We start from the raw sequence: 24,697 nt of genomic DNA on the forward strand, positions 1-24,697 counted from the left end.
CAAAAGTATCAATATTGTGAATGTGACGATTTGGAATGCTACTTTGCTGACGGAACAGGTAAAACGGCCCTAATTTCTGGCCGTTTTACCTCGGGTTGATGTCTGTGCGTCGGTGTTCTACCAAGAAGCCAGGCCCGATGGACCGACCTTCAGGGTGAACTCGGCCACCGCCCCACGTTTGAGGTCGTATTCGCGGAAAGGATCGACGGGAACCGGGCCGGGGGTGACGATGGCCTCCCGGCCGGGATCGAGGGCGGCCAGGGCGGCGGGAAAGCGGGCCGCATCATAGGCGCTCGAGGGATAGGCCCAGGCAGTGAAACTGTATTTGCCCTGGCGGCACGAGGCGGCGGTCCAATAATAGGAATGGGACGGCAATTGCAGTCCGACAGCGGGCGGTCCGAACGCACCCGACCGGTCCAGGGCGTCGGCCAGTCCGGCATAGGCGACCTGATCCAGGGAAACCGTGGCCGAGTCGGCGCGCCAGGGCGACAGGGGATCCCACAGGTCCATGGTGGCCACATTGCCGCTGCGGATGGTGGTGATCTTCAGGGTTTTGGCCGGGGAATCCCATTCATAGACGCGGACCTGCTGGTCCCACAGGCCGTTATAGACCAGGCGGAAGCGTTCGGGCGCCCCGGCGGCGCAGGCGCCCGCGATATCGCTGCCTTCCACGAAGGAGTACCACTGGGCCTTGCGATAGATGGGGTTGCCGATATCGTCGCCGCTATAGGCGCAGCCCGCCAGCAGAGCGAGAGAAGCGGAGATCACGGGAAGGGCGAGGCGACGGGGCATGGTATTTGCCTTGGCATGGGGTTGGGGCATTGGATAAATGCGCAGGAAAATATGGCGGGAATCGGGCCTTTCGCGAAGCTTTACACCGATTCGCAAAATCTTTAAGGTTTGCGCGTTACCCTAAACCAACTCAGTCGCAGAACGGAAGGTCGAGACGTTGCACCTGAGCCGCACTGGATTCCCGAATCGCCTTCGCCTGTTGGCCGCCGCCCTGGCCGCCGCCTTTGTCCTGGCGGTCCAGCCTGCCCAGGCCGGGCGTTATGCCTCCATCGTCATCGATGCGCAAACCGGTTCGGTCCTGCATGCGGCCAATCCCGACGCCAGATCCTATCCCGCGTCCCTGACCAAGGTGATGACGCTGTTCTTGCTGTTCGACGAGTTGGATTCGGGGCGGATCAGGATGGACTCCAAGTTCACCGCCTCGGCCCATGCCGCCGCCCAGTCTCCGTCAAAACTGGGTCTGGAGCCGGGTGAGACCATTTCCGTGGAAAACCTGATTTTGGCCCTGGTCACCAAATCCGCCAATGACGCCGCCGTCGTGGCAGCCGAAGGCGTGGGCGGCACCGAGTCCAAATTCGCCCAAATGATGACCCGCAAGGCCCAGGCGCTCGGCATGCGTAACACGGTCTACCGCAATGCATCGGGCCTGCCCGATACGGGGCAGGTCTCGACGGTGCGCGATCAGGCCATTCTGGCCCGCGCCCTGATCCGCAGCCATCCCGGCTATTACAAATACTTTTCCACCCGCCAGTTCGTCTATGAGGGTCAGCCCATCAATACCCATAACCGGCTGATGCTGCGCTATCAGGGCGCCGACGGCATCAAGACCGGCTATATCCACGCCTCGGGCTTCAATCTCATCTCGTCGGCCAAGCGCGGCGACCAGCGCATCATCGGCGTGGTGTTCGGCGGCGCCACCGCCACGTCGCGCGACAATCATATGGCGCAGCTGCTGGACAAGGGCTTTGCCAAGCTGCGCCGCGGCGGCGGCGTCGAGATGGCGTCGGCCGAGACAGAGGCCGAAAGCAACGACGATCTGCCCGATCTGGACGATCTGGAAGCCGCCGCCCAGGCGGCCAAGGCGCCCGCCAAGGCCCCCGTCCTCGTCAAGCCCAAGCCTGCATCCTCCAAGAAAATCGCCATGCGCGCGCCGTCACGCGCCGCCAATGACGATGACGACGACGACGACGCGGTGGGCGATGCCGATCCGGCGGCCTGGGCCATCCAGGTGGGCGCCTTCAGCGAATATCGCCCGGCCCACAAGGCGGCCAGCGATGCCGCCAAGAAGCTGGGCGGGCTGGTCTCGAAGGCTTCCATCGATATCGACAAGGCGGGTAAGGGCAAGAAGGCCCTCTTCCGCGCCCGCATTTCCGGCTTTACCGAGGATCAGGCCCGCGCCGCCTGCAAGCGTCTGGGTCGGGCGGGCAAGTCCTGCAAGCCGGTCAATCCCAACGCCTGATTCCGTCTAATCCCGCCATCCCGCTAATCCCGCCATCCCGCCATCAAGGCGCCGATACGGGTCAGGGCGGCGCGTTTGTGGCGCAGGCGCCAGGTGTCCAGACGCCACTCCTCCCGGCTGGCGTTTACCTCAGGCTTGCCGAGATAGGCCTCGGCCGTCACCTCGCGGCCATCCTTTAAGCGCACCGGCAAAAGTCCGATCCTGTATTCGGGGCCTTCGTAATAGCTGAGCCGGTCGCGATCCGTCTCATCCAGTCCGCTGACCAGGATGCCTTCGACCACCCCGGTGGCGTGGGGGATCAGCATGGGATAGCTGCGTCCGGCGATGGTTACCCGGCGCCATCCCGACAGACGGGCGGGCTCCTGGGCTTGCGGCGCGCACGGATGGCCCAGGACGACCGCAAGCACATCCCCGTCCATCAGGGTTCCGAAAAAGAACATGGGCAGGTCGTCTTGGGGCACCGCGGCTGTCTCCGGGAAGGTGATGCCCCCCAAGGATAGCGCCGCCGGGCTCAGTCGGAAAGCTGGCTGGACCGTTCGATGAGTATGCCAAAAGCTTCGGTGAAGGTCCGCAGAGTGTCCTGCGCCGCCGAGGAGAAGAAATTGGGAACCGCGGCGCCGTAGGTGACGAAGCCGAGAAAACGCCCTTCGATATTGATGGGCGCGGTCATGCAGGAGCGGCTTTCGGAGGCTCGCGCCTTGCTGGTGTGGTATCGGCCCTCTCCCCCGAAGGCGGCCATGTCGGCAACGATCCGGGGTGTGGTTTCGTCGGCCAGCAGGACCAGCGACGGAACGTCGGTCATCCTGATCTCGGTGATTTCAGGGGGGCCTTTATCGTCGGAATTACAGGGAAAGGCCCATAGGGTGTCATGCTGGGCGCAATAGACCGAAAGGGACAGGTGGTGCAGGGAGGCAAGGCCCGGAACTTCCCGGATCATGGCGTGAAGTCGCCGGGCTGGCTCTTGCAGCCAAGCCACCATGGACTCCATGGACACGGTAAGTCCCGCCGACATCGGCGATAGAGCGGGGTGGAGACTGGCCTGAGCAGAGCTTGCATTCATAAGTCGATTCTACCCCGTGGGAATCCATCAGGGGAAGGCACGACTTTTTACATAAGTTGATGATTTAGTATGAACTAAGCATGGCCCCGAATTTCCGGATCAAAGGCGCGATGTATACTTTTGCATGCGTGCCAGAGAATGCACGGACGGCTATCGGCGCAACGGCAGCCATCCTCGATCAGCGGCGCCACGGACTCGGAACCCGCATGAGAGTTCATGATTCCGATGATGGTTTGAATTCGAGTCGGCAGGCAATGGCGCAGGTCATTATTCATGGTACCCCCCGTTTCCAGCGTTCGACCTATCCTATGGTATGAGGTGGAAGGCGGAGGATGGAATAGCGAGATTGTACTTATTGGCGACCAAATATGACGATATGGTTCGCACTCGTCCAAACCGCCTCGTCCCGAAGCTTGTGGGGCCAAGGCCGTATTGAAAAGAGCCGGGGGCGGACGGATACTCCGGGTGGGGATGGGCCTTGTTGACGGGTTCGCAAGACATGGACGTGATCGACGGCGGCTTGGCCCGCGTTTCCCTTTTTTCCGACATGGACGAGGCCGCCCTCAGCGACATCGAGGCGCGGTGCAACTGGTCGCGCGTGCCGTCGGGCAGTCAGATCTTCGACAAGGACAGCGACACACTGGAAGTCTATTTCGTGGTGGAGGGCGCGGTGCGCATCCTGACCACCGGCGCCGACGAGCGCGAAGTCGCCCTGGCCGACGTTATCGGCGGCAATTATTTCGGGGAACTGGCCGCCATCGACGGCATGAAGCGGTCGGCCCGGGTGGTCGCCACCAAGGATTCGCTGCTGGCCTCCCTGGAGGGGGGCGCTTTCCTCGATCTGATGCGGCAATACCCCGCAATCGCCATCAAAGTGGTCGAACGCCTGACTCGCATCGTGCGCAGCCTGGATAGCCGGGTGGCGCAACTTTCCACCCAGAACGAGAGCCAGCGCGTCTGGGGTGAAATCCTCCGTCTGGCCCAGCCCGATCCCGCCAGGCCCGATTCATGGCAGATCGCCGATCTGCCCAATCACAAGGAAATCGCCGCCTGGGCCGGGACGACCCGCGAAAAGGTGGCCCAAGCCATCGGTGAACTGGCCCGCGAAGGCGTGGTTCGCCGCCGCTCCATGGGGCTGGTCATTTGCGATCTTGCCCGCCTGCAATTGATGGCGGCATCGCGCGGCGCGGCGTGATGGGCGAAATTACCTAAAATTTGAACAAATCTGCAACAATAAAACTTTGGTCTCTGTGCGGCTATTCACAGATGGCATTGGTATGTTGTGTCAAATTGGTTTCAACGAGACAGAGGGCGGGAAGCAGAAATCAACCTGGGCCTGAAGCTCTCGAACGGAAGCGGAGACAATTGTCGATGTTTTCGCCACATAAACTGAGGAGATACAAAATGTTTACTTCGATCCGCACCATGATCACCAAGATGACCCGTGACGAGCAGGGCGCCACCGCCATCGAATACGGTTTGATCGCCGCCCTGATCTCCGTGGTCGCCATCCCCGGCATGCTGGTGCTTGGGCCCAAGCTGTCCACCCTGTTCACGACCATCTCCGGCAAATTCTAGCTGGTTGCCGCGCCGCATCGGCGGCGCCCCAGCACACAGGCTGGAAGAAACAAGGCGCCTCTCGGACCGAGGGGCGCCTTTCTTATTGAACGGAGCGGAGTTGTATAAAAATTTAAGCAATATCCATAGTTAAAACTTACGTCTATGTGTATTTCGCCACAGATAGCATGAGCATAATATGCCATATTTGCTTCAACGAGACAGAGGGCGGGAAAACAAGATGCAGTCTTGGCCTGGAAATCTCGAGTGAAAATGAAGGCGGATGTCGATAGTCCCGCCGACTAAATTAAGGAGACGACAAATGTTTACTTCGATCCGCACCATGATCGCCAAGATGGCTCGTGACGAGCAGGGCGCTACCGCCATCGAATACGGCCTGATCGCCGCCCTGATCTCCGTGGTCGCCATCCCCGGTATGCTGGTGCTTGGGCCCAAGCTGTCCACCCTGTTCACGACAATCTCCGGCAATATGTAGCTGCCCGGCGCGCCGCTTCGGCGGCGCCCCAGCGCGCAAGCGGGAAGAAACAAGGCGCCTCTCGGATAGGGGCGCCTTGTTTCGTGGAATCCATAGGCAGTGGCGCGGATTGACAAATAATAGAGTCATAGTATCTGTGCATGTTGTCACAGTCATAAAGGGCGTGAAGTTGTAGATTTTTCCTTGGGAAAATAGTGGGAACGGGCCGTGAAATCTCTCCTCAAGGAGGGGCCGGTTCCAGGAGGCGGGAATGGGCCATATCATCTTGATCCTATCGGCCATGGTTTTTGTCGCGGCCTTGCTGGACGCGGCCTGGGGGGACTTGCGCTCGTTGCGCATCCGCAACCGGGTTCCTCTGACCATTCTGGCGGCCTTCGTGCCTTGGGCATTGTGCGCCGGTTATGACGGCGGGCAATGGCTGGCCCATCTCGGCACCGGCGTGCTGTGCTTCGTGGCCGCCGCGATCCTGTTCAGCCTGGGTCTGTGGGGCGGTGGCGACGCCAAGCTGGTTCCCGCCGTGGTGCTGTGGGTCGGTCCCTCGGACCTGCCGCGCTTTCTTCTGATCATGGCGGTGGCTGGCGGCCTAGTGGCCTTGGCCGCCCTTGTGGTCCGTCGCGCCGAGGCCGGTGGCCCGCATCCGGTCATGCGGGGTCATATACCCTATGGTATCGCCATCGCCGCAGGTGGTTTAGACTGGGCGGCGGTCGCGCTGCTGCCCCGGTTGACCGGCTGAGCGCCGGAGGGGGAAGGTCATGCGTCCCATCGTCATCATCGTCGTCGTGGCCGCCCTGGCGGCGGGTGGAACCGGCATGCTGGCCAATGCCTGGCTCGACCGTCAGGAAAGCCGTCATGCCAAGGCCGATGACGCGCCGGTGGTCGAGGTTCTGGTGATCAATCGTGATGTTCCCTCCGGCGCGGCGCTGTCCGTCGATGATCTGCGCTATGAAAGCTGGCCCCGTTCCGCCGCCACCGCCCGTCTGGTGGTGCGCAGGCCGGGCGAGGATGCCAAGGCCGCCTTTGTCGGCATGATCGCGCGTCGCGCCCTGACCGAGGGCGAGCCGGTTTCGGCCGCCACCACCTTCAAGCCCGACAGTTCCGGCGTGCTGGCCGGATTGCTGGGGCCGGGCAAGCGCGCCATTTCCATCACCATCACCAATCCCACGGCGGTGTCGGGCTTCATTACACCGGGTGATCGGGTGGATGTGGTCATGTTGACCGACCTCAAGAAGATCGAGGACGCCCAGGGCCGCGAGAGCAAGCAGGAAGAAGGGCGCTTCGGTGGCGAGACATTGCTGGTCCGCTTCGGGGCCGAGACGGTGCTCTCCGATATCAGGGTGCTGGCCATCGACCAGCAGATCACGCGTGGCCGCGACGGCGCGGCCATCCAGGGCAAGACCGCCACGCTGGAAGTGACGCCGAAACAGGCGGAAATTCTGGTTCTGGCGGAAACCATGGGGATGCTGCAATTGTCGCTGCGCCCGCAACAGGGCGATGGCCCGGCGGTCGCCCCGCAGCCGGGCGAGATGCTGGACTTTACCGCCGATCTTGAAGCGGGCAAGGCCCTGCAGGCCTCGGTCGGCTTCGCGGCCAAGAAAAAGGGCACCAAGGCTTCGTCCCCGGTTCGGGTCAATCGGGGCGGCCAGGTCAGTGGGGAAGGGGCGGGGCGATGAGGGGGCGTTTTATTCCGGCAGCCATTCTGGCGATTCTTCTCGCCATGCCCGCCTGGGCGCAAAGCGAAGAGCCTCCGCCGCCCCATTCGGCCCCGCGCGCCATGGTGATCACCCTGGGGGCTCCGTCCGGGCCGGGACAGGCGCAGCGCGCTGGCACCCCCCGATCCCTGCTGGGCGCCACGGCCGCATCCGCCGAATCCATGCAGGTTCCCGTGGGCAAAAGCGTGGATCTGACCCTGCCCGGTGCCGTCAGGGAGGTGGTGATCGGCAATTCCGACATCGCCGATGTGATGGTGCGCAGCCCCAATCTGGTGCATATCACTGGCCGGGCGGTGGGGCAGACCAATGTCTTTCTGGTCGATCGCGCGGGCCGCGTCATGCGGCGCATCGATCTCAATGTGTCCATCGATTCCCAGGCGGTTCGGGACGCCTTGCGCGCCGTCCTGCCCGACGAGCGCGCCATCAACGTGGAGGCCGTGGCCGACAGCCTGTATCTGTCGGGTTCGGTCAAGAACGACGCGGCGGCGCGAGACGCCAAGATGCTGGCCAGGCGTTTCGTGGCCGAGGACGCAAAGCTGGTCAATCTCTTGCGGGTGGTCAACGAGCAGCAGGTACTGCTCCACGTCAAGGTGGCGGAGATCCAGCGCACCGTTCTCAAGGAACTGGGCTTCGGCCTGACCGCCAATAAGGGCATTCCCCTGATCGGCAGTTCGGTCCTGGGCTCGGGATCCAAGACCAGTTCCACGGTGGGCCTGATTGATTCGTCTTCCACCGCCATCTTCGGCACCGCCACCATCACCGGCATCGGCGCCCTGGCGGCAAATCTCAACATCCTTGAGAATCAGGGGCTGATCCGCACCCTGGTGGAGCCCAATCTGACCGCGGTGTCGGGCGAGACCGCCACCATGCTGGCGGGCGGCGAACTGCCCATTCCCATCTCCCAGACCAACGGCGCGGTCAGTGTCGAGTTCAAGCCCTATGGCGTGCTGCTGTCCTTCACGCCCACCGTGCTGGACCCCGGCCGTCTCAGCCTCAAGATGAGCACCGAAGTCAGCGCCATCGACAACAACAACAAGACCGCCATCTCGTCGAGCATCTCGGTGCCCGCCTTCAAGGTCCGCCGCGCCGGATCCACGGTGGAACTGCCCTCGGGCGGCTCCATCATGATCGCCGGTTTGCTGCAAAACGACATCACCAGCAATATCACCGGCCTGCCGGGCCTGATGGACCTGCCGGTGCTAGGCTTGCTGTTTCGCTCCAACGCTTTTCAGCGCAACGAGACCGAACTGGTGGTGATCCTGTCGGCCTATGTGGTCCGTCCGGTGGAACAGCCGGTTCTGGGCACGCCCAATGACGGCTTCGCGCCCAGTTCCGATCTGAAGCGCTTTTTGTTGGGGCGGCTGCAGGATACCTATACCAAGCGCTCGCGCGAACTGCCCGCCACGCCGCCTTCCCTGCAAGGCCCCTACGGCCATATCGTCCAGTGAGGAGGATCGCCATGACTCCGTTCCGCGCCATCCTCGCCACCCTGGTCCTGATGCCTGTGCTGGCGGGCTGCGAGGCTGATCTGGCCGAGCATGATTATCGCCTCTCCCATCCCATCGCCGTGGAGGAGAAGGCGGCGGTGGCCCTGTTTGCCCGCCCGGCGCCGGGCGCGCCCCTATCCGACATTGACCGCGACCGCCTGGGCCGTCTGGCCGAGGAATCGCTGAGGCGCGGCGCTGGCCCCATCCAGATCACGGTCGGGGCACGGACGGGCGAGGAAGCCGACGCCCAGGCCTTCGCCCAGACCCTGTCCGACACCATGCGGGCCTGGGGCGTCGGGCCTGTCGTGGTGGCGGTGGCCGGTGGTGCCGATGCGGTGCCTCAGCCGGGTCTCGCCCAGGTCCGCGTGCCGGTCTGGGAGGCCAAGGCCCCGGAATGCGGCACCTTCGATCGCGGCCTCAATCCCGATTACGCCAATGCGCCGCACAGCAACTGGGGCTGCTCCATCCAGCGCAACAAGGCGTTGATGGTGCAAAATCCCGCCGATCTGGTCCGGGCCCGCGACACGTCGGGCCGCGATGCGAACCGCGCCAATGACGTGCTGGAAAAGTATGGCAAGGGCGAGGCCACCAGTTCCGCCCGCGAACCCATCACCGCCGGATCCACCTCGGCGGTGGGTTCGAGCGGCGCGAAATAGAAGGAGGCACAAATGGTCTTTCGCCTGACCATCGAGGCCTTCTGTTGCGGGGCCGAGACCGCCGAAGCCCTGCGCAATGCCTGCACCGACCGGCAGTTGGCCAAGTCGCGCCTCGGTCTGATGGAGGGCGGGCTGGCGGCGGCCATCACTCATTACGCCGATCTGCCCACGCCCCAGGTCCTGGTGGTGGAGGAAAGCGATCCCACCCAATTGCGGTCGCGTCTCGATCAACTGGCCGAGGTCTGTGTTTCCGGCACCAAGGTGGTGGTGATCGGTCCGGTCAACGATATCCGTCTTTACCGCGAACTGATGGCCAAGGGGGTTGCCGATTATCTTCCCGCCCCGGCCGGGGCGCGGCAACTGGTGGACTCCCTTGCCGGTCTGTTCGCCGACCCGGCTTCGGCGCCCAGGGCCCGCGTGGTGGCCTGCTGGGGGGCCAGGGGCGGCACCGGCTCGTCCACTCTGGCCCAGAATCTGGCTTGGGCGGCGGCGCGGCATCTGGCCGAGAAGGTCATCCTCATCGATCTCGACATCGCCTTCGGCACCTCCGTCCTGGCCTTCAATCTGGAGGCCAAGCAAAGCATCGCCGATGTGCTGGCCAACCCGGAGCGCCTGGACGAGGTTCTGGTGGATCGCTGCATGGCCGAATACGACGACCATCTGCAGATCCTTGCGGCTCCCGGCGATGGGCGCGGCCACGGCGTCACCACTTTGGAGCCCCTGGAGCATCTTGTGGATCTGGCGTCGCGCATGGCGGCCCTGGTGGTGCTGGACATCCCCCATGTCTGGGCGGAATGGAGCGAGGCTTTGCTGGCCGGGGCCGACGAAGTGGTGGTTACCGCCATCGCCGATTTCGCCTCCCTGCGCGATACCAAGACCCTGGTGGACCTGCTGTCGCCGCGCCGTCAGGGCATGGCTCCGCTGCGCCTGGTGCTGAACCGGGCCGAGACCGGCCGCAAGGCGCAGCTATCGGCCAAGGACTTCGCCGAGACCCTGAAGATGACGCCCGATCTGGTCATTCCGTCCGACCCCGCCCTGTTCGGCGAGGCGGCCACCGAGGCGCGCATGCTGGGAGAGGTGGCGGCCAACCACAAGATCGTCCAGTCCCTGGGGCAACTGGCCGTCACTCTGAGTGGCAAGGCCCCGGTGGTGGCGCGCAAACCGGCCAAGTCCCGCTCCCTCCTGGACTGGCTGAGGAGATAGGCCATGTTCGGGCGCCGCGCCCAGCCGCCGGAAAAGACCGCGCCGCCGCCCAAGGAGGCGGCCAAGCCCGCTGCCGGTCCGGTATCGGCACCGGCATCTCCGTCTTCGGGGCGGACGGCCGAGTTGGATCAGCGGCTTTCCGACATCAAGATCGCCATCTTCAACGATCTGATCGATTCGGTGGACCCCACCGAGCTGGGCAAGCTGGAACCGGCCCAGGTGCGCGAGGAAATCTCGGATATCGTCGCCGAGATCATCTCCATGCGCAATCTGGTGATCTCGGCGGCCGAGCAGCAGGTGGTGATCGGCGACATCTGCAACGATGTGCTGGGCCTGGGGCCCTTGGAACCCCTGATCGCCCGCGACGACATCGCCGACATCATGGTGAACGGTGCCGACAAGGTCTATATAGAGACCGAAGGGCGCATCGAGCTGACCGATATCAAGTTCCGCGATAACGCCCAGCTGATGAATATCTGCCAGCGCATCGTCGCGGCGGTGGGCCGCCGGGTGGACGAGGCCAGCCCCATCTGCGACGCCCGCCTGATGGATGGCTCGCGCGTCAACGTCATCGTGCCGCCGCTGGCCATCGACGGGCCGACTCTGACCATCCGCAAGTTCAAGCGCGAAAAGCTGACCCTGGAAAAGCTGGTGGAGTTCGGCTCGGTCTCCGCGCCCGCCGCCCGCGTGCTGCAGATCGCGTCGGCATCGCGGCTCAACATCCTGATCTCGGGCGGCACCGGTTCGGGCAAGACCACGCTGCTCAACTGCATGACCCGCTATATCGACCAGACCGAGCGCATCGTCACCTGCGAGGATGCCGCCGAGCTGCAATTGCAGCAGCCCCATGTGGTGCGCCTGGAAACCCGGCCGCCCAACCTGGAAGGCACCGGCGCCATCACCATGCGCGATCTGGTGAAGAACTGCCTGCGCATGCGGCCCGAACGCATCATCGTGGGCGAGGTGCGCGGGCCCGAGGCCTTCGACCTGCTCCAGGCCATGAATACCGGCCATGACGGCTCCATGGGAACCATCCACGCCAACACGCCCAGGGACGCCTTGTCGCGCGTCGAGAACATGGTGGCCATGGGCGGCTATTCCCTGCCCGCCAAGGCGGTGCGCGAGCAGATCTCGGCGGCCATCAACCTGATCGTCCAGGCATCGCGTCTCAGGGACGGTTCGCGCAAGATCACCCATATCACCGAAGTGGTGGGCATGGAGGGCGAGGTCATCACCCTTCAGGATCTCTATGTCTTCGAGTTCGAGGGCGAGGATAGCCGGGGCCGCATCCTGGGCCGTCACCGTCCCACCGGCCTTCGTCCGGCCTTCTGGGACCGCGCCCGCTATTATGGGCTGGAGCGCGATCTGGCCGAGGCCCTGGGTGAGACCCATGTTTGATCTCCTCGAACGCATGCCCGCCGAGATTGCCGTCCTGGTGGCGGTGATGCTGGTCACCCTGGCGGTGCTGGGCTGGTCCCTGTTCACGCTGCTCCATGGGCCGCGCGCCCGTCTCAAGCGCCGCCTCGCCGCCGTGGCGGGTGGCTCCCACGGGGCCGAGCGGCGGCTGGCCGGGCGCATGCCCCAGCGTAAATCGGTGCAGGCCCGCCTCAAGGCGGTGGAAGGCGCCAGGGCGCGCAATTTCGGCTGGCGTCTGCGCGAACAATTGCTGCAGGCGGGTTGGAACCTGGAAGTCTGGCACTATCTGGCCGGGTCCGGTGGCCTCACCCTGGCGGTCTTCGCCCTGGGCCAGGTCTTGGGGCTGGCCATGGTGTGGAGCGGGCTGGCCGCGCTTTGCCTGGGGGTCGGCGTGCCCAAGCTGGTTTTGGGCGTGGCGGCGGGCAAGCGCCTCAAGGCCTTTACCGCCCAGTTCGCCGATGCCCTGGACGTGGTGGTGCGCGGCATCCGCTCGGGCCTGCCCTTGGGCGAGTGCATCGCCATCATCGGCCGGGAAATGCCCGATCCGGTGGGGGCCGAGTTCCGCCAGATCACCGAGGGCACCCGTATCGGCCTCACCTTGCACGAAGCCATGACCCGCGCGGTGGAACGCATGCCCATGGCCGAGATGCGCTATTTCGCCATCGTCCTGGCCATCCAGCAACAGACAGGCGGGAATCTGGCCGAGACCCTGGCCAAGCTGTCCGAGGTGTTGCGCGCCCGCAAGCGCATGCGCGACAAGGTCCTGTCCTATGCCGCCGAGGCCCGCGCCTCGGCCGCCATCATCGGTTCCCTGCCCCTGCTGGTGGTGGCCATGCTGGGCATGCTGGCGCCCCAGTATATCGGCGTGCTGTTCACCACCGAGCCCGGCAATCTGCTGCTGGCCATCGGCATCCTGACCGAGGCGGCCGGGGTGATGGTCATGCGCGGCATGATCAACTTCGATATCTGAGGAGGGCGGGATGCTGACCACCCTCATCGTGATCACGGCGGCCTTGGCGGCGGCGGCTTCGGTGCTGGCCCTGGCCCTGCCGCTCTTGGCCAGGGACCGCCGCGCCGCCCGCATCAAGGCGGTGTCGGGCCGCCGCCGGGAATTGTCCGAGCGGCAAAAGGCCGATCTGGACCAGGCGCGCGGCTCGGGGCGCAGACGTGGCGCCATGCCTCAGCGCCGCGTCGCCCTGATGCGCGCCGTCATCGACCGTCTCAAGCTGCAGGACCTGATGGAGGCCAAGGCGCTGAAGGCCAAGCTGGCCCAGGCGGGCTGGCGGGGCCAGGCGGCGCCGCTCACCTTCATCTTCGCCCGCGTGGCTTTGCCGGTTCTGCTGCTGGCATTGGGCCTGATCTACGCCACCACCTTGTTTGACGAGCAGCCGCTGATGATCCGCGCCATGATCCTGGCGGTGGCCATGGGGGCCGGGGGATTGTTACCCAATATCTGGCTGGCCAATGCGGTGCAGAAACGGCAATTGGCCCTTGGCCGCGCCTTTCCCGATGCGCTGGACCTCATCGTCATCTGCGTCGATGCCGGGTTGTCGGTGGAGACGGCGCTGGGCCGCGTCACCGAGGAGATGATGAACAGCTCGCCGGAAATGGCCGAGGAAATCGGCCTCACCGCCGCCGAACTGGCCTTCCTGGCCGATCGCCGTCAGGCCTGGGAAAATTTCGCCGGGCGCACCGGCCTGCCTCAGGTCAAGTCGCTGTCCACCGCCCTGATCCAGTCGGAGAAATACGGCACGCCTGTGGCTCAGGCGCTGAAGGTGCTGTCCCAGGAAAACCGCGAAAGCCGCATGGCCGCCGCCGAAAAGAAAGCCGCCGCCCTGCCGGCCAAGCTGACCGTGCCCATGATCGTCTTCTTCCTGCCGGTGCTGTTCCTGATGATCGCCGGTCCGGCGGCGCTGCAGGTGTCGGGGATGCTGAAGTGACGGAGCCTAGGCCGGGCAGGGGACGCCTTCGGCATGGCAGCGCCCTGCCGGGCAAGACGGTTTGATCTCCTGCAATTGCCAGCGCCCGGTCTCGAACCACTTCCGGGCGAAGACCTCGGCGTCCTGCCTGTGGGTGAACTTGACCTCGTCGTAACGGCTGATGGCGAAGGGGGCTTTGCAATGGCGCTTCAGCCAGTCTTCCATCTCCATGAAGAGATCGAAGATGTAGCCACCGGAAATGTCCACGTTTCCCCGAATGCAGTAGTTCACCATGGCCGTCTCGCAATCTGTTCCGGCGGAACAGTTGTATATCCGCCCTGATCTATTTATCAGGGGCTGGGGATCTGGTTGCCAGACGCGAGTTGTATTGAGTTGGAGCTTTTCCCGCCGCCGTTCACCGGGCGGAGGCGGCCAGGGCGCGAAGTGTCTCGATATTGATCCGCGCCTGTTCGGCCGAGAGGTCGCGGCGCGCCATGCGTTCGGCCCCGTCTCCGTCGCCCTTCAGGGCCGTCAGCAGAGCCAGGTTCTGTCGGACCTGGGCGGTGGCGGCGGGCAGGTCGGCGGCACGCGACAGCGTCGCCAGTCCCGCGTCCAACTGCCCGGCCAGGGCCTGGGACAGGCCGAGATTGTTCAGCACGGCGGCATTGTCGGGGGTGATCTCCAGGGCGCGGGCATAGGCGGATTGGGCCTCGGCGGCGCGGCCCTGGGAATCCAGCGCCACCCCCAAGGTGGAATGGATGTCCCAATTGTCGGGCGCTAGGATACGGGCTTCCTCCAGCATCTTGATGGCCAGCGAGGCGCGGTCGGCGGCCAGATAGTCCTTGCCCAGTTCCAGCAGGGTCAGGGCCTCGCGGCCCGAGCGGGCCAGATGGGACTGCATCAGATCGGCCGCCGCCTGTCCCTGGCCGGAATAACGCAGATTGCGGGCCAGGGCGATGGCGAGGCCTGAATCCGTGGGGCGGTTCTGGTAAAGGGTGGAAAGGTGCTGGGCGGCGCCCTGATAGTCGCGTCCCGATTCGGCCGCAGCGGCGGCTGCGCGCAAGGAGGGCTCCACCCCGGCGGACAGACCGCCGTTCTCGACGCCGCCACCAGTCAGGGTGCAGGCGCCTAGGGCCAGGGCCAAAGGCAGGGCGAATACGGCAAAGCGTCCGATCATGATCCTGACTCTCCCAAGCGAACGGGGTACTCTGCCTTGGTTTCTACAGCTTTGTGAAGGCCTGCACTGTGGCGGGCTTCATTCATGCCTAAGATAGTGCCGTCGCCGTGATCTCCCGAGGTACGCCATGAACCGCTTCCTGCCCCCCCTGCTCGCCGCCCTGGTCTGGGCCGCGCCCCAGGCCGCGCAGGCCTCCGAGGCGCTGGAGCTGCCCCTGGGCGGCGCTATCGTCTTGCCCATGCGCGGCGGGGTCCGCACGGTGGTGGTGGGCAATCCCGCCATCGCCGATGTCTCTGTCGATGGGCCGGGCTCGGTCACCGTGTTCGGCAAGGGTCCGGGCGCCACCAGTCTGGTGGCCCTTGATGCTGGCGGCGGCGTGCTGGCCGAGCGTCAGGTGGTGGTTCTGGCGGGCGGCGCCAATTCGGTGACGCTGCGCTATGGCACCGGCAAGACCTGGGTGCCGGGCGGCGCCACCGCCATCGTCGATTGCGGCGTCGCCACTTGCGCCCCGGCCAATACCCTGTCGGGCGAAAGCCCCTTCAAGGCCCATCGCTGATCCCTATTCCACCAGAACCGGCCGCAGCGAGGCGCCCGAGGCCACGCCCGTGGCCGCGCAACTGTTGCCCAGGGACGAATTGCCGATGAACTTCACGAAGTCGGCGATCAGCCGGGTGCAGCCCGAAGCGTCGGTGCCGTTGCCGCCTGAGAAATCCAGCTCCTGCGACGGCATATAGATGGCGCCGGTGATATTGGTGACCGAATTGCCGTTCAGCTTGTTGACCTGAAGTTCGTTTTTGCGGTCGCTGAAAAAGGCGACGCCCGCCCAGATGCCCGCGGTGGGGGCGGTAATGGTGATGGCACTGCCGCCGGTGACGTCCAGCTTGGCGTTGTTGATCAGCACGAAAGTGACGCCGGTGCCGAAGACGGTGGCCTGGGCGGTGATCTTGAAGGTGCCGCCGCTGATCACATAGACTCCCGGATTGAGGAAGACGTTGCCCTGGAAGGTCAGCCCGCCGCAATAGGTGCCGGGGCTTAAGGTGAAGTCCTTGGTCTTGGGCACACTGGCGCAGGACGCCGCGCTGGGGGCGGACAGACCGGCATAGGGATCGGCGGTGGCGGCGGCATGGGTGATGATGGTTCCGGCATGTAGTACGCCCGATCCCGATATGTCATAGCCGCCCACCGACTGGACGAAGGCGGTGGTGACCGTGGCGCTGCCCGAGACGACCACGGCATTGGAGGATGAGGAATTGGCGGCGATGCCGCAATTATGCAAGGTGACCGTGGCGCTGCCGGTGAAATAGGCGGCGTCATTGATCACATTGTCCAAGGCCAGGATGCAGGCATCGCCCACCGATCCGGTCTTGGCCACGGCGCGGGCGTTGACTTGCAGCGACTTCAGGAACAGGGCCGAAAACAACAAGGTGGTGGGCTGGGAAACGCTGACCTCGACCATCTGCGGGTTGCCCGCGTATTTGCCGCTGGCAGGCGGCGTGTGGACGGCGATGGTGGCGCCGCCTGTGGCCTGGAAGCCGTTGCGCCCCGCATCCTGAATGGCCGCCGCCGAGATCACGGAACTGTTGGAGCCGCTTCCCAGTTCGAAGGCCCCGCCCAGCGCGGCGGCATCGGCGACGCTTTGCAGATTGCGCTTGGCCGCGTACCACAGGCCGGTTTCGGTGCCCAAAGCCAGGAAGCCGATCATGGCGGTCATGCCGATGCCCACCATGATGGCCACGGCTCCCTCGGTTCCGGTGCAGAGGCGGCGTATCAGGGTCTTGAGGTTCATGCTCCGCCTCCTCTTACCGGGGCGTGTTGCTCTGGGCGCTGATCACCAGCGGCCCGAAGGGAAACAGGCCCGGTGCCAGGAATTCAAAACTATAGGCGGCGCTGACATTGATCCGGGTGGCGGTGGTGGTGACGGTGACCGTGGGGACCACGTCTTTCAGCCCCGGCAGATTGGCCTTGACCGCATCGGCGATATTGGCGCCGGTCAGGGTGGAATCGGCCAGGGCGGTGCGGGCGGCGGTCTCCACGGCGAATTGCAGGCTCTGCTTGATCCACAGGCCGCGGCCGAATTCCATGATGCCCAGCATCAGCCCCAGCAGCAGCGGCAGGACCATGGCGAATTCCACCATGACCGAACCCCTGGTGCAGGCGGCAAGGCGGCGCGGGAACATCACTGGACCCTTAGCACGGCGGTGGCGCTGAGGCTGGCCGGGCCGCTGAGGCCGGGATAATCCACCAGCAGGGAATAGCGTTCCGTGGCCGTCACGGTGAGATAGGTGCGGGTCGCGCCGCCGGAACAGGTATTGCCGCAGGCCATGGCGGAGCCGTCGGCGCAGGCGCAGGAGGTGGCGGTGGTGACCGTCAGCGCGGTGGGCGAAACTCCCGACGCATCCTTCACCGCCGAGATGATGGCGGCGCTGTCGTTCCAATTGCCATAGCCCGACTGGGCCCCGGCCCGCACGGCACTGGTCAGGCGCATCTTCTCGTTGACCGCCAGGCCCATATCGGCAAGGCCAACCATCATCAGCGCCAGGATGGGCAAGGCCAGCGCGAATTCCACGGCGCTGACGCCGCGTTCGTCCCTGATCCAATGCCTCATCCATTTCCGTGTCATGGCGGTCACGTCGTGTTTGTCCCTCATGGGAAAAGTCTAGGGGCTTTTCCCTGTGGCGTCAGTGATTGCCCCCACACACCGAGTTTGGCCGGGCGGGCGCTTTCTTCTTGTGCACCGCAATGTGACGAAGCATTATTGCGGCCCACTGTTGTTTGCCGCAAGGAGATTGCGCCCATGTCCGTCAAGCCGCCCCGCAAGTTCTTCGAGCCGCTCGCCATCGGCGCGCCCGCCCCCTATCGCGAACTGCCGGTGCGTCTGGAACGCATGATCCACTTCTTCCCGCCGCACAACGAGAAGATGCGCGCCAAGGCCGCCGAGATGGGCCGCAATGTGGACGTGCTGTTGGGCAATCTGGAAGACGCCATTCCCGCCGATGCCAAGGAAGCGGCGCGCGCCGGTTTCGTCGAGGTGGCCAAGGCCTGGGACAATCCCAATACCGGGCTGTGGACCCGCGTCAACTGCCTGAACTCGCCCTGGTTCCTGGACGACATGAATGCCATCGTCGGCGAGGCTGGCAACAAGGTGGACGTGGTGATGCTGCCCAAGGTGGAAGGTCCCTGGGACATCCATTACCTGGATCAGCTTCTGGCCCAGTTGGAGGCCAAGCATGGCGTGAAGCGCCCCATCATGATCCACGCCATCCTCGAGACCGCGCTGGGCGTCGAAAATGTGGCGGCCATCTGTCAGGCCAGCCCCCGCATGCACGGCATCAGCCTCGGCCCGGCCGATCTGGCGGCGTCGCGCGGCATGAAGACCACCCGCGTGGGCGGCGGCCACCCCTTTTACGGCGTGCTGGAAGATTCCACCGAGGGCAAGCCGGGCCGGACCCTGTTCCAGCAGGATCTGTGGCACTACACCGTGGCCAAGATGGTCGATGCCTGCCAGTCGGCGGGGATCAAGGCCTTCTATGGCCCCTTCGGCGATTTCTCCGACGATGCCGCCTGTGAGGCCCAGTTCCGCAATGCCTTCCTGCTGGGCTGTGCCGGTGGCTGGTCGCTGCATCCCAAGCAGATCGACATCGCCAAGAAGGTGTTCAGCCCCGATGTGGCCGAGGTGCTGTTCGCCAAGAAAATCCTCGAAGCCATGCCCGACGGCACCGGCGCGGTGATGATCGACGGCAAGATGCAGGACGACGCCACCTGGAAGCAGGCCAAGGTCATTGTCGATCTGGCCAAGGCAGTCGCCGCCAAGGACCCGGCGATGGCCCAGGCCTACGGGCTGTAAGCACAAGGCTTGAAGGAAGGGCCGCAGGCATTGCCTGCGGCCCTTATTTATTCCTGCAACTCGATCAGCACGCCGCAGGCATCCTCGGGCGCGATGACCACCTTGCCCTGGCGGTCGCGCTCGTAAGGAATGCCCGCCGCTTTCAGGGCCTGGGCGACGGCGGCGGTGTTCTTCACCCGCAGCGTCAGCGCCACCATGGCGGGGGCCGTCGGCAAATCCTCGTCCTCGGCCTCGGGATGCATCTGCCCGATATCGTCGGGACGGCAAAGGAAGACCATGCCGCTGCGGCTATGCACGGTCACCAGTTCGTCGGTGGCGGTGGCGGCCGCCGGGCCGATCAGGCGGTCCCAGGCGGGCATCAGGTCCAGGGGCTCGGCCATCAGGGCGGTGACCGAGACGATGCCCAGAGCAGTGTTCGCATGCTCGGTCCAGCCCGGACGGCGCAGCTTTTCCGGCGTCAGATGCTGGCACAGGAAGGAGGCGATGCCGGGTGTGGTCTCGGGCGGCAAGATACCGGCCTTGAAGCGCGCCACGTCGCCTTCAATGCTGCGCGACAGGTCGCCGGGCGGCTCGAGGCCTAAGCGTGCGCTGTCGGCCTCGGCATCCTCGGTGCCCCAGACCAGGCCCATCAGCCCCTCGCCCTTGTCATGGGTGAAGGCGCGCACCCGGTCGGCTGGGCCGCCTTCGCCCACCGCCGCCAGGATTTCCAGATAGTCGCCCTCGAACATGATGCAGTGATTGGCGGTGCCCCACTCGGCATGCTCGCCCCGTGTCGCCAGGGTGAAGCCCAGGGCGCGGAAGGTGGCGGCGGCCTTGTCCAGGTCGCGCACGGCGATGATGACGTGGTCGAGACCGGTGATGCGGCTGGTCATGGCGGGTTCCTTCCGGCGACGGAAATGGATTGCCGAGTCAAGCCCGGCAATGACGAAATCTATTATTCCGTCATGCCCGGACTTGACCCGGGCATCCATGAACGGAGCGAATTACTAAGCCTGCTTGGCGTCGATGATGGCGCGGCGGATGGCGCGGGTCTCGGAAAAGCGCTTGTGCAGCACCTCGCCCTCGCCCCAGCGGATGGCGCGCTGCAGGGCGGTCAAATCCTCGGTGAAGCGCTGGATGACCTCCAGCACGGCTTCCCGGTTGTTGAGGAAGACGTCGCGCCACATGACGGGATCCGAGGCGGCGATGCGGGTGAAGTCACGAAAGCCCGAGGCGGAGAACTTGATCACCTCCTGCTGCATCTGGCCCTCCAGATCGTTGGCGGTGCCCACGATGGTATAGGCGATCAGATGCGGCAGATGGGATGTGATGGCCAGCACCTTGTCATGGTGGTGGGGGTCCATGATCTCCACCTGCGAGCCGACCCGGCGCCACAGTTCGGCCACCTTGTCCACGGCCTTGGGATCGCCCCCGGTCACGGGAGTCAGGATGTGCCAGCGGCCCTCGAACAGTTCGGCAAAGCCGTTTTCCGGTCCCGAATGCTCGGTTCCGGCGATGGGATGGCCGGGAACCAGTTCGACGCCCTCGGGGATATGGGGGCCGAGATCGCGGATCACCGACAGCTTGACCGAGCCCACATCGGTGACGATGGTGCCGGGCTTCAAATGCGGTCCAATGGCCTCGCCCACCGCCGGGGTGGCGCCCACGGGCGCGCCGATCACCACCAGATCGGCATCGGGAATCATGGCCGCCGGATTGTCGCTGGCGGCATCGGTCACGCCCAGTTCCACGGCGACCTTGCGGGCCTTCTCGCTGGGGTCGAGCGTCAGGAAGCGCCGGGCCAGACCATGCTTGCGCATGGCCCGCGCCAGGGACGAACCGATCAGGCCGATGCCGACGAAACAGACCGTGTCGAAAAGGGGCTCCTGGCTCATGCTCCCAGGAACTCTTTCAGGGCCGCGACCACCAACTGGTTTTCTTCGCCGGTGCCGATGGTGATGCGCAAGCTATCGCCCAGGCCATAGCCGCCCATGGCGCGCACGATGATGCCCTTGGAGCGCAGGAACTTGTCGGCGGAGGCCGCATCCTTGCCCGGCTGGGCGGGGAAGCGCACCAGGATGAAGTTGCAGACGCTGGGGATGACGGTCAGGCCCAGAGCCGCGATCTGGCCCGACAGCCAGGGCAGCCAGTAGTCGTTGTGGCTCTTGCACAGATCGGCATAGGCGGTGTCGTTGAAGGCGGCCAGACCGGCAGCCAGGGCCGGGGCACCCACATTGAAGGGGTTGCGGACCCGGTTCAGCACGCCCGCCACATTCTCCGGGCAATAGGCCCAGCCCAGACGCAGACCACCCAGGGCGTACATCTTGGAGAAGGTGCGGCAGACCACCACATTGTCGCCCGCTTCCACCAGCTCCAGCCCGCCGGAATAGTCGTTGCGGCTGACGAATTCGGTATAGGCGGCGTCGATGACCAGCAAGACGTCCGAGCGCAAGCCGGCGCGCAGGCGGGCCACTTCCGAGGCCGGAAGGTAGGTGCCGGTCGGATTGTTGGGATTGGCCAGGAACAAGATCTTGGTCCGGGGCGTCACGGCCTTGAGCAGATTGTCCACATTGGCGGTCAGATCCACTTCCGGCGCGGTGACGGGCGTAGCGCCGCAGGCCTTGGCGGCGATGGCGTACATCAGGAAGCCATGGGCCGAGTACAGCACTTCATCGCCGGGACCGGCATAGGCGCGGCACAGGATGCCCAGCAATTCGTCGGAACCGGCGCCGCAGACGATGCGGGCCGCGTCCAGCTTGAAGCGGGCCGCGATGGCCTTGCGCAATTCCTCGGCGCCGCCGTCGGGGTAGCGGTGCATCTCGGGCGCCATGGCGCGCAGCGCCTCCATGGCCTTGGGGCTGGGGCCCAGCGCGCCTTCGTTGGAAGACAGCTTGAGGATGCGGTCGACGCCTTCGATGGCGGACTCGCCGCCGACATAGGCCTTGATGTCCATGATGCCGGGGCGGGGCGCGGGTGCGGTCACGGTTCTATCTCCAGCTTGAAAGAAAAGGGTCAGACGAGCGTTTCTGGCGCGAAAGGGGTGGCATAGCCGCCGATCACCGCGATGCGGCCGACGGGATCCTTGGGCGCCACCAGGGCGGCCAGCCGGGGATCGGCGGCGGTCACATGGCCCAGAATCTCCACCATGTGCAGCCACTGGGCGCCATGACGGTGGATGGCCAGCAGTTCGGCGGGCTCCAGTCCCCCGGCCGCCAGAATGGCGCGCAGGCGGTCGCGGCTGACATCGGGGCCGGTCTCCAGCACCGCCAGGGTGCGGTCGTCGCCGGATTCGTCGTGGTCGCGGCACGCGATGACCAGGGCCTGAAGGGGCTCCGCCGCGCCCTTGACCGGCTGGGTGGGGGCGAAGGGCAGGCGGGCCACCACGCGCGGCGCATCGCCGCTTTCCAGCATCAGGCTGGTCCACCACGGCTCGGCCTCGTCGGCGGCCTCGGTTCCGGGGGTCAGCGGAATCACGCCTACCGTGGCGATGCCGTCGGCAATGGCGCGCACCACCTGTCCAGGGCTGCGATAGGCGTGCAGCGGCGCCACCACGCCGAAATGGTTGCGGGCCAGTTCGATGGCGGCGGTGGAGCGTCCCGCGGCGTGGACCGCCACGTTGAGCGGAGCCTGCAACCCGGTCAGCGCGCCGACGATTTCGCGCCAGATGCGGATGACGGCCAGTTTGGGGAACTCGCCCGTGTGACGGAGCAGCAGGCGGCGCAGGATCTGCGCCTCGCGCCCGGGGCGCAGCGTCACCCGCTTGTCGGCCTTGGCCGCGGCGATGCTGCCCACCAGGCTGGTGCGGCGCATCAGCAGATCGTGCAACTGATCGTCGATGCGATCAATTTCACGACGGAGCTGCTCGAGGGCTGCGCTGTCCTGGGTCATGGCGGAATTTGGGGCCGGAACTGGTGGGTCCAAGGGGGATAGGTTTAGTGCGGCTTGGCCCGGAAATCAAAGAAAACGTTGACAGTCCCCCTCGGCGACCATAGCTAATCCATTCCCTGTCACGGCGCGTGAGCCCATGAGCCTGAACGAGACCGTTCCGACTGTTTCCCCCAACGCCCTCGGCCTCAAGGTCGAACTGGGGCGCGACCGGCCGATTCGCCTGGATTGCGGGGTGGAACTTGGGCCGATTCAGGTGGCCTATCAGACCTATGGCAGCCTCAATGCCGACAAATCCAACGCCATCCTTATCTGTCACGCGCTGACCGGCGACCATTATGTGGCCGATCCTCACCCCATCACTGCCAAGCCCGGCTGGTGGAGCGAACTGGTGGGGCCGGGCCGGGTCTTCGATACCGACCGTTATTTCCTGATCTGCTCCAATGTGCTGGGCGGCTGCATGGGCACCACGGGGCCCATGGACGAGAACCAGGAGACCGGCCAGCCCTGGGGACTGGATTTTCCGGTCATCACCATCGGCGACATGGTCAAGGTCCAGGCCCGGCTGGTGGATCATCTGGGCATCGACCAGCTGTTCTGCGTGGTGGGCGGCTCCATGGGCGGCATGCAGGTGCTGAAATGGGCGCAGACCTACCCCGAGCGGGTGTTCTCGGCCATTCCCATCGCGGCGGCCGCCCGTCATTCGGCCCAGAACATCGCCTTCCACGAAGTGGGGCGCCAGGCCATCATGGCCGATCCCGACTGGTGCGACGGCAATTACCTGAAAGAGGGCAAGCGGCCCCATCGCGGTCTGGCGGTGGCGCGCATGGCGGCGCACATCACCTATCTGTCCGAGCCCGCCCTGCACCAGAAATTCGGGCGCAACCTGCAGAACCGCGACACCGTCACCTATGGCTTCGACGCCGATTTCCAGGTGGAAAGCTATCTGCGCCACCAGGGATCCACCTTCGTCGACCGTTTCGACGCCAATTCCTATCTCTACATCACGCGGGCCATGGATTATTTCGATCTGGCGGCGGAAAACGGCGGTGTGCTGGCCAATGCCTTCCGCGGCACGCGCACCCGCTTTTGCGTGGTCAGCTTCACCAGCGACTGGCTGTTCCCCACCTCGGAAAGCCGGGCGGTGGTGCATGCTCTGAACGCGGTGGCCGCCAATGTCAGTTTCGTCGAGATCAAGTCGGACAAGGGGCACGACGCCTTCTTGCTGGATGAGCCCGAATTCCACGCCACCCTGACCGGTTTCCTGGACGGCGCCGCCGCCCATCGTGGCCTACCGCGCCAGACGAGCGGAGCCGGACCATGATGACCATCTCCAACGGCAATCTGCGCGTCGATCTCAGGCTGATCGCCGATATGGTGGAGCCCGGTTCGAGGGTGCTGGACGTGGGCTGCGGCGAAGGCGCCCTGCTGGACTGGCTGGGGCGCACCAAGAACGTGGACGGGCGCGGCATCGAATTGTCCATGGCCGGTGTGTCGGCGGCGGTGTCCCATGGTCTGTCGGTGATCCAGGGCGACGCCGACACGGATCTCAAGGACTATCCGTCCGGCGCCTTCGATTACGTGATTCTCAGCCAGACGCTGCAGGCCACCTATGCGCCGCGCACGGTGTTGTCCAATATGCTGCGCATCGGGCGGCGCGCCATCGTGTCCTTTCCCAATTTCGGCCATTGGCGGGTGCGTCTGCATCTGCTGACCCATGGCCGCATGCCGGTGACCGATACCCTGGCTTATGAGTGGTACGACACCCCCAATATCCACTTCTGCACCATCCGCGACTTCCTGGATTTGTGCCGGGATCTCGGCATCAGGGTGGAGCGTTCCATCCCGTTGGACCGCAGCGGCAGGACCATGGCGATCCCCTCTTGCGAGGGAATCGCCAATCTGTTCGCCGATCAGGGATTGTTCGTGCTGTCGCGCGAAGGGTAACGGGGCGGGCCTTCCGGCACGGGGACATCCCTTTTCCGTCGTCATCACCGGGCTTGATCCACTGGTGTCCGGTTTAATTTGAGACGGCTGGCGTGGAGTCACGAGACGCGG

Annotated in this window: 28 protein-coding genes; 16 read left to right on the forward strand and 12 right to left on the reverse strand. The window is 65.0% G+C overall.

Going from position 1 to position 24,697, the window contains the following annotated elements:
- Window positions 1-117 precede the first annotated feature (117 nt).
- On the reverse strand, window positions 118-792 hold the full coding sequence (locus tag CCC_RS05565; RefSeq protein ID WP_041040283.1) for a hypothetical protein: 675 nt from the start codon (window positions 790-792) through the stop codon (window positions 118-120).
- A gap of 157 nt (window positions 793-949) precedes the next feature.
- On the opposite strand from CCC_RS05565, the gene CCC_RS05570 reads away from it, so the two are divergent.
- Window positions 950-2,251, forward strand: a complete 1,302-nt coding sequence (locus CCC_RS05570) for a D-alanyl-D-alanine carboxypeptidase (RefSeq protein WP_041040217.1) — start codon at window positions 950-952, stop codon at window positions 2,249-2,251.
- A 23-nt stretch (window positions 2,252-2,274) separates the two neighbouring features.
- Here the strand turns inward: CCC_RS05570 and CCC_RS05575 are convergent, their stop codons facing one another.
- On the reverse strand, window positions 2,275-2,712 hold the full coding sequence (locus tag CCC_RS05575) for a gamma-glutamylcyclotransferase family protein (protein ID WP_236686313.1): 438 nt from the start codon (window positions 2,710-2,712) through the stop codon (window positions 2,275-2,277).
- Window positions 2,713-2,762: 50 nt separating this feature from the next.
- A complete protein-coding gene (locus CCC_RS05580; protein ID WP_009870579.1) occupies window positions 2,763-3,239 on the reverse strand; it encodes a GAF domain-containing protein in 477 nt (158 codons plus the stop codon).
- Between the two features lie 553 nt (window positions 3,240-3,792).
- Here CCC_RS05580 and CCC_RS05585 point away from each other — a divergent pair.
- The 11 genes from CCC_RS05585 (at window position 3,793) to CCC_RS05635 (ending at window position 13,775) form a co-directional block, all read left to right on the forward strand.
- Window positions 3,793-4,506 carry a Crp/Fnr family transcriptional regulator gene (locus CCC_RS05585; RefSeq protein ID WP_236686314.1) on the forward strand — a complete coding sequence of 238 codons (714 nt, stop codon included), beginning with the start codon at window positions 3,793-3,795 and terminating at the stop codon, window positions 4,504-4,506.
- A gap of 209 nt (window positions 4,507-4,715) precedes the next feature.
- Window positions 4,716-4,889 carry a Flp family type IVb pilin gene (locus CCC_RS05590; RefSeq protein ID WP_009870581.1) on the forward strand — a complete coding sequence of 58 codons (174 nt, stop codon included), beginning with the start codon at window positions 4,716-4,718 and terminating at the stop codon, window positions 4,887-4,889.
- 301 nt (window positions 4,890-5,190) lie between these two features.
- The gene (locus tag CCC_RS05595; RefSeq protein ID WP_009870582.1) at window positions 5,191-5,364 is read left to right on the forward strand and encodes a Flp family type IVb pilin; all 174 of its coding nucleotides are present in this window, start codon (window positions 5,191-5,193) and stop codon (window positions 5,362-5,364) included.
- Window positions 5,365-5,614: 250 nt separating this feature from the next.
- Window positions 5,615-6,097, forward strand: coding sequence for an A24 family peptidase (locus tag CCC_RS05600; protein ID WP_009870583.1), 483 nt, complete (start codon window positions 5,615-5,617; stop codon window positions 6,095-6,097).
- Window positions 6,098-6,116: 19 nt separating this feature from the next.
- Window positions 6,117-7,034 (forward strand): Flp pilus assembly protein CpaB, encoded by a 918-nt coding sequence (cpaB, locus tag CCC_RS21065; protein ID WP_052472947.1) that lies wholly within the window; start codon window positions 6,117-6,119, stop codon window positions 7,032-7,034.
- Window positions 7,031-8,521, forward strand: a complete 1,491-nt coding sequence (locus tag CCC_RS05610; RefSeq protein WP_041040219.1) for a type II and III secretion system protein family protein — start codon at window positions 7,031-7,033, stop codon at window positions 8,519-8,521. Before cpaB ends, CCC_RS05610 begins: the two co-directional genes overlap by 4 nt.
- A gap of 11 nt (window positions 8,522-8,532) precedes the next feature.
- Window positions 8,533-9,216, forward strand: a complete 684-nt coding sequence (locus CCC_RS05615) for a CpaD family pilus assembly protein (RefSeq protein WP_009870586.1) — start codon at window positions 8,533-8,535, stop codon at window positions 9,214-9,216.
- A gap of 12 nt (window positions 9,217-9,228) precedes the next feature.
- On the forward strand, window positions 9,229-10,419 hold the full coding sequence (locus CCC_RS05620) for an AAA family ATPase (RefSeq protein WP_009870587.1): 1,191 nt from the start codon (window positions 9,229-9,231) through the stop codon (window positions 10,417-10,419).
- A 3-nt stretch (window positions 10,420-10,422) separates the two neighbouring features.
- Window positions 10,423-11,817, forward strand: a complete 1,395-nt coding sequence (locus tag CCC_RS05625; protein WP_009870588.1) for a CpaF family protein — start codon at window positions 10,423-10,425, stop codon at window positions 11,815-11,817.
- Entirely contained in the window at window positions 11,810-12,805 is a 996-nt protein-coding gene (locus CCC_RS05630; protein ID WP_009870589.1) for a type II secretion system F family protein, read from the forward strand. The genes CCC_RS05625 and CCC_RS05630 overlap by 8 nt, the downstream gene beginning before the upstream one ends.
- Window positions 12,806-12,815: 10 nt before the next feature.
- Window positions 12,816-13,775, forward strand: coding sequence for a type II secretion system F family protein (locus CCC_RS05635; protein WP_009870590.1), 960 nt, complete (start codon window positions 12,816-12,818; stop codon window positions 13,773-13,775).
- A gap of 6 nt (window positions 13,776-13,781) precedes the next feature.
- Here CCC_RS05635 and CCC_RS05640 read toward each other — a convergent pair whose 3' ends face one another.
- The gene (locus CCC_RS05640; RefSeq protein WP_009870591.1) at window positions 13,782-14,048 is read right to left on the reverse strand and encodes a hypothetical protein; all 267 of its coding nucleotides are present in this window, start codon (window positions 14,046-14,048) and stop codon (window positions 13,782-13,784) included.
- A 121-nt stretch (window positions 14,049-14,169) separates the two neighbouring features.
- A complete protein-coding gene (locus CCC_RS05645) occupies window positions 14,170-14,931 on the reverse strand; it encodes a tetratricopeptide repeat protein (protein WP_041040223.1) in 762 nt (253 codons plus the stop codon).
- A gap of 127 nt (window positions 14,932-15,058) precedes the next feature.
- On the opposite strand from CCC_RS05645, the gene CCC_RS05650 reads away from it, so the two are divergent.
- Window positions 15,059-15,487, forward strand: coding sequence for a pilus assembly protein N-terminal domain-containing protein (locus tag CCC_RS05650; RefSeq protein WP_009870593.1), 429 nt, complete (start codon window positions 15,059-15,061; stop codon window positions 15,485-15,487).
- A 3-nt stretch (window positions 15,488-15,490) separates the two neighbouring features.
- On the opposite strand, the gene CCC_RS05655 is transcribed toward CCC_RS05650, so the two are convergent.
- The 3 genes from CCC_RS05655 to CCC_RS05665 are packed head-to-tail and all read right to left on the reverse strand — an operon-like array spanning window position 15,491 to window position 17,536.
- On the reverse strand, window positions 15,491-16,717 hold the full coding sequence (locus CCC_RS05655) for a Tad domain-containing protein (protein WP_009870594.1): 1,227 nt from the start codon (window positions 16,715-16,717) through the stop codon (window positions 15,491-15,493).
- A 13-nt stretch (window positions 16,718-16,730) separates the two neighbouring features.
- Window positions 16,731-17,108 (reverse strand): TadE/TadG family type IV pilus assembly protein, encoded by a 378-nt coding sequence (locus tag CCC_RS05660; RefSeq protein WP_009870595.1) that lies wholly within the window; start codon window positions 17,106-17,108, stop codon window positions 16,731-16,733.
- Window positions 17,108-17,536 carry a TadE/TadG family type IV pilus assembly protein gene (locus tag CCC_RS05665; protein ID WP_009870596.1) on the reverse strand — a complete coding sequence of 143 codons (429 nt, stop codon included), beginning with the start codon at window positions 17,534-17,536 and terminating at the stop codon, window positions 17,108-17,110. The genes CCC_RS05660 and CCC_RS05665 overlap by 1 nt, the downstream gene beginning before the upstream one ends.
- Window positions 17,537-17,725: 189 nt before the next feature.
- Here CCC_RS05665 and CCC_RS05670 point away from each other — a divergent pair, with 189 nt between their 5' ends.
- A complete protein-coding gene (locus CCC_RS05670) occupies window positions 17,726-18,775 on the forward strand; it encodes an HpcH/HpaI aldolase/citrate lyase family protein (RefSeq protein ID WP_009870597.1) in 1,050 nt (349 codons plus the stop codon).
- A 47-nt stretch (window positions 18,776-18,822) separates the two neighbouring features.
- Here CCC_RS05670 and CCC_RS05675 read toward each other — a convergent pair whose 3' ends face one another.
- The 4 genes from CCC_RS05675 to CCC_RS05690 form a co-directional block, all read right to left on the reverse strand.
- A complete protein-coding gene (locus CCC_RS05675) occupies window positions 18,823-19,647 on the reverse strand; it encodes a VOC family protein (protein ID WP_009870598.1) in 825 nt (274 codons plus the stop codon).
- Window positions 19,648-19,761: 114 nt separating this feature from the next.
- Window positions 19,762-20,649, reverse strand: a complete 888-nt coding sequence (locus CCC_RS05680; protein ID WP_009870599.1) for a prephenate/arogenate dehydrogenase family protein — start codon at window positions 20,647-20,649, stop codon at window positions 19,762-19,764.
- Window positions 20,646-21,737 carry a histidinol-phosphate transaminase gene (hisC, locus tag CCC_RS05685; RefSeq protein ID WP_009870600.1) on the reverse strand — a complete coding sequence of 364 codons (1,092 nt, stop codon included), beginning with the start codon at window positions 21,735-21,737 and terminating at the stop codon, window positions 20,646-20,648. The genes CCC_RS05680 and hisC overlap by 4 nt, the downstream gene beginning before the upstream one ends.
- A gap of 29 nt (window positions 21,738-21,766) precedes the next feature.
- Complete coding sequence (locus CCC_RS05690; protein ID WP_009870601.1) at window positions 21,767-22,642, reverse strand: chorismate mutase; 876 nt, start codon at window positions 22,640-22,642, stop codon at window positions 21,767-21,769.
- A gap of 136 nt (window positions 22,643-22,778) precedes the next feature.
- On the opposite strand from CCC_RS05690, the gene metX reads away from it, so the two are divergent.
- Both metX and metW read left to right on the forward strand, forming a co-directional pair.
- The gene (gene metX / locus CCC_RS05695; protein WP_009870602.1) at window positions 22,779-23,963 is read left to right on the forward strand and encodes a homoserine O-acetyltransferase MetX; all 1,185 of its coding nucleotides are present in this window, start codon (window positions 22,779-22,781) and stop codon (window positions 23,961-23,963) included.
- The gene (gene metW / locus CCC_RS05700) at window positions 23,960-24,586 is read left to right on the forward strand and encodes a methionine biosynthesis protein MetW (RefSeq protein WP_009870603.1); all 627 of its coding nucleotides are present in this window, start codon (window positions 23,960-23,962) and stop codon (window positions 24,584-24,586) included. The genes metX and metW overlap by 4 nt, the downstream gene beginning before the upstream one ends.
- The last annotated feature ends 111 nt before the right edge of the window (window positions 24,587-24,697 follow it).

The sequence above is a fragment of the Paramagnetospirillum magnetotacticum MS-1 genome (assembly GCF_000829825.1).
GTDB lineage: Bacteria > Pseudomonadota > Alphaproteobacteria > Rhodospirillales > Magnetospirillaceae > Phaeospirillum > Phaeospirillum magnetotacticum.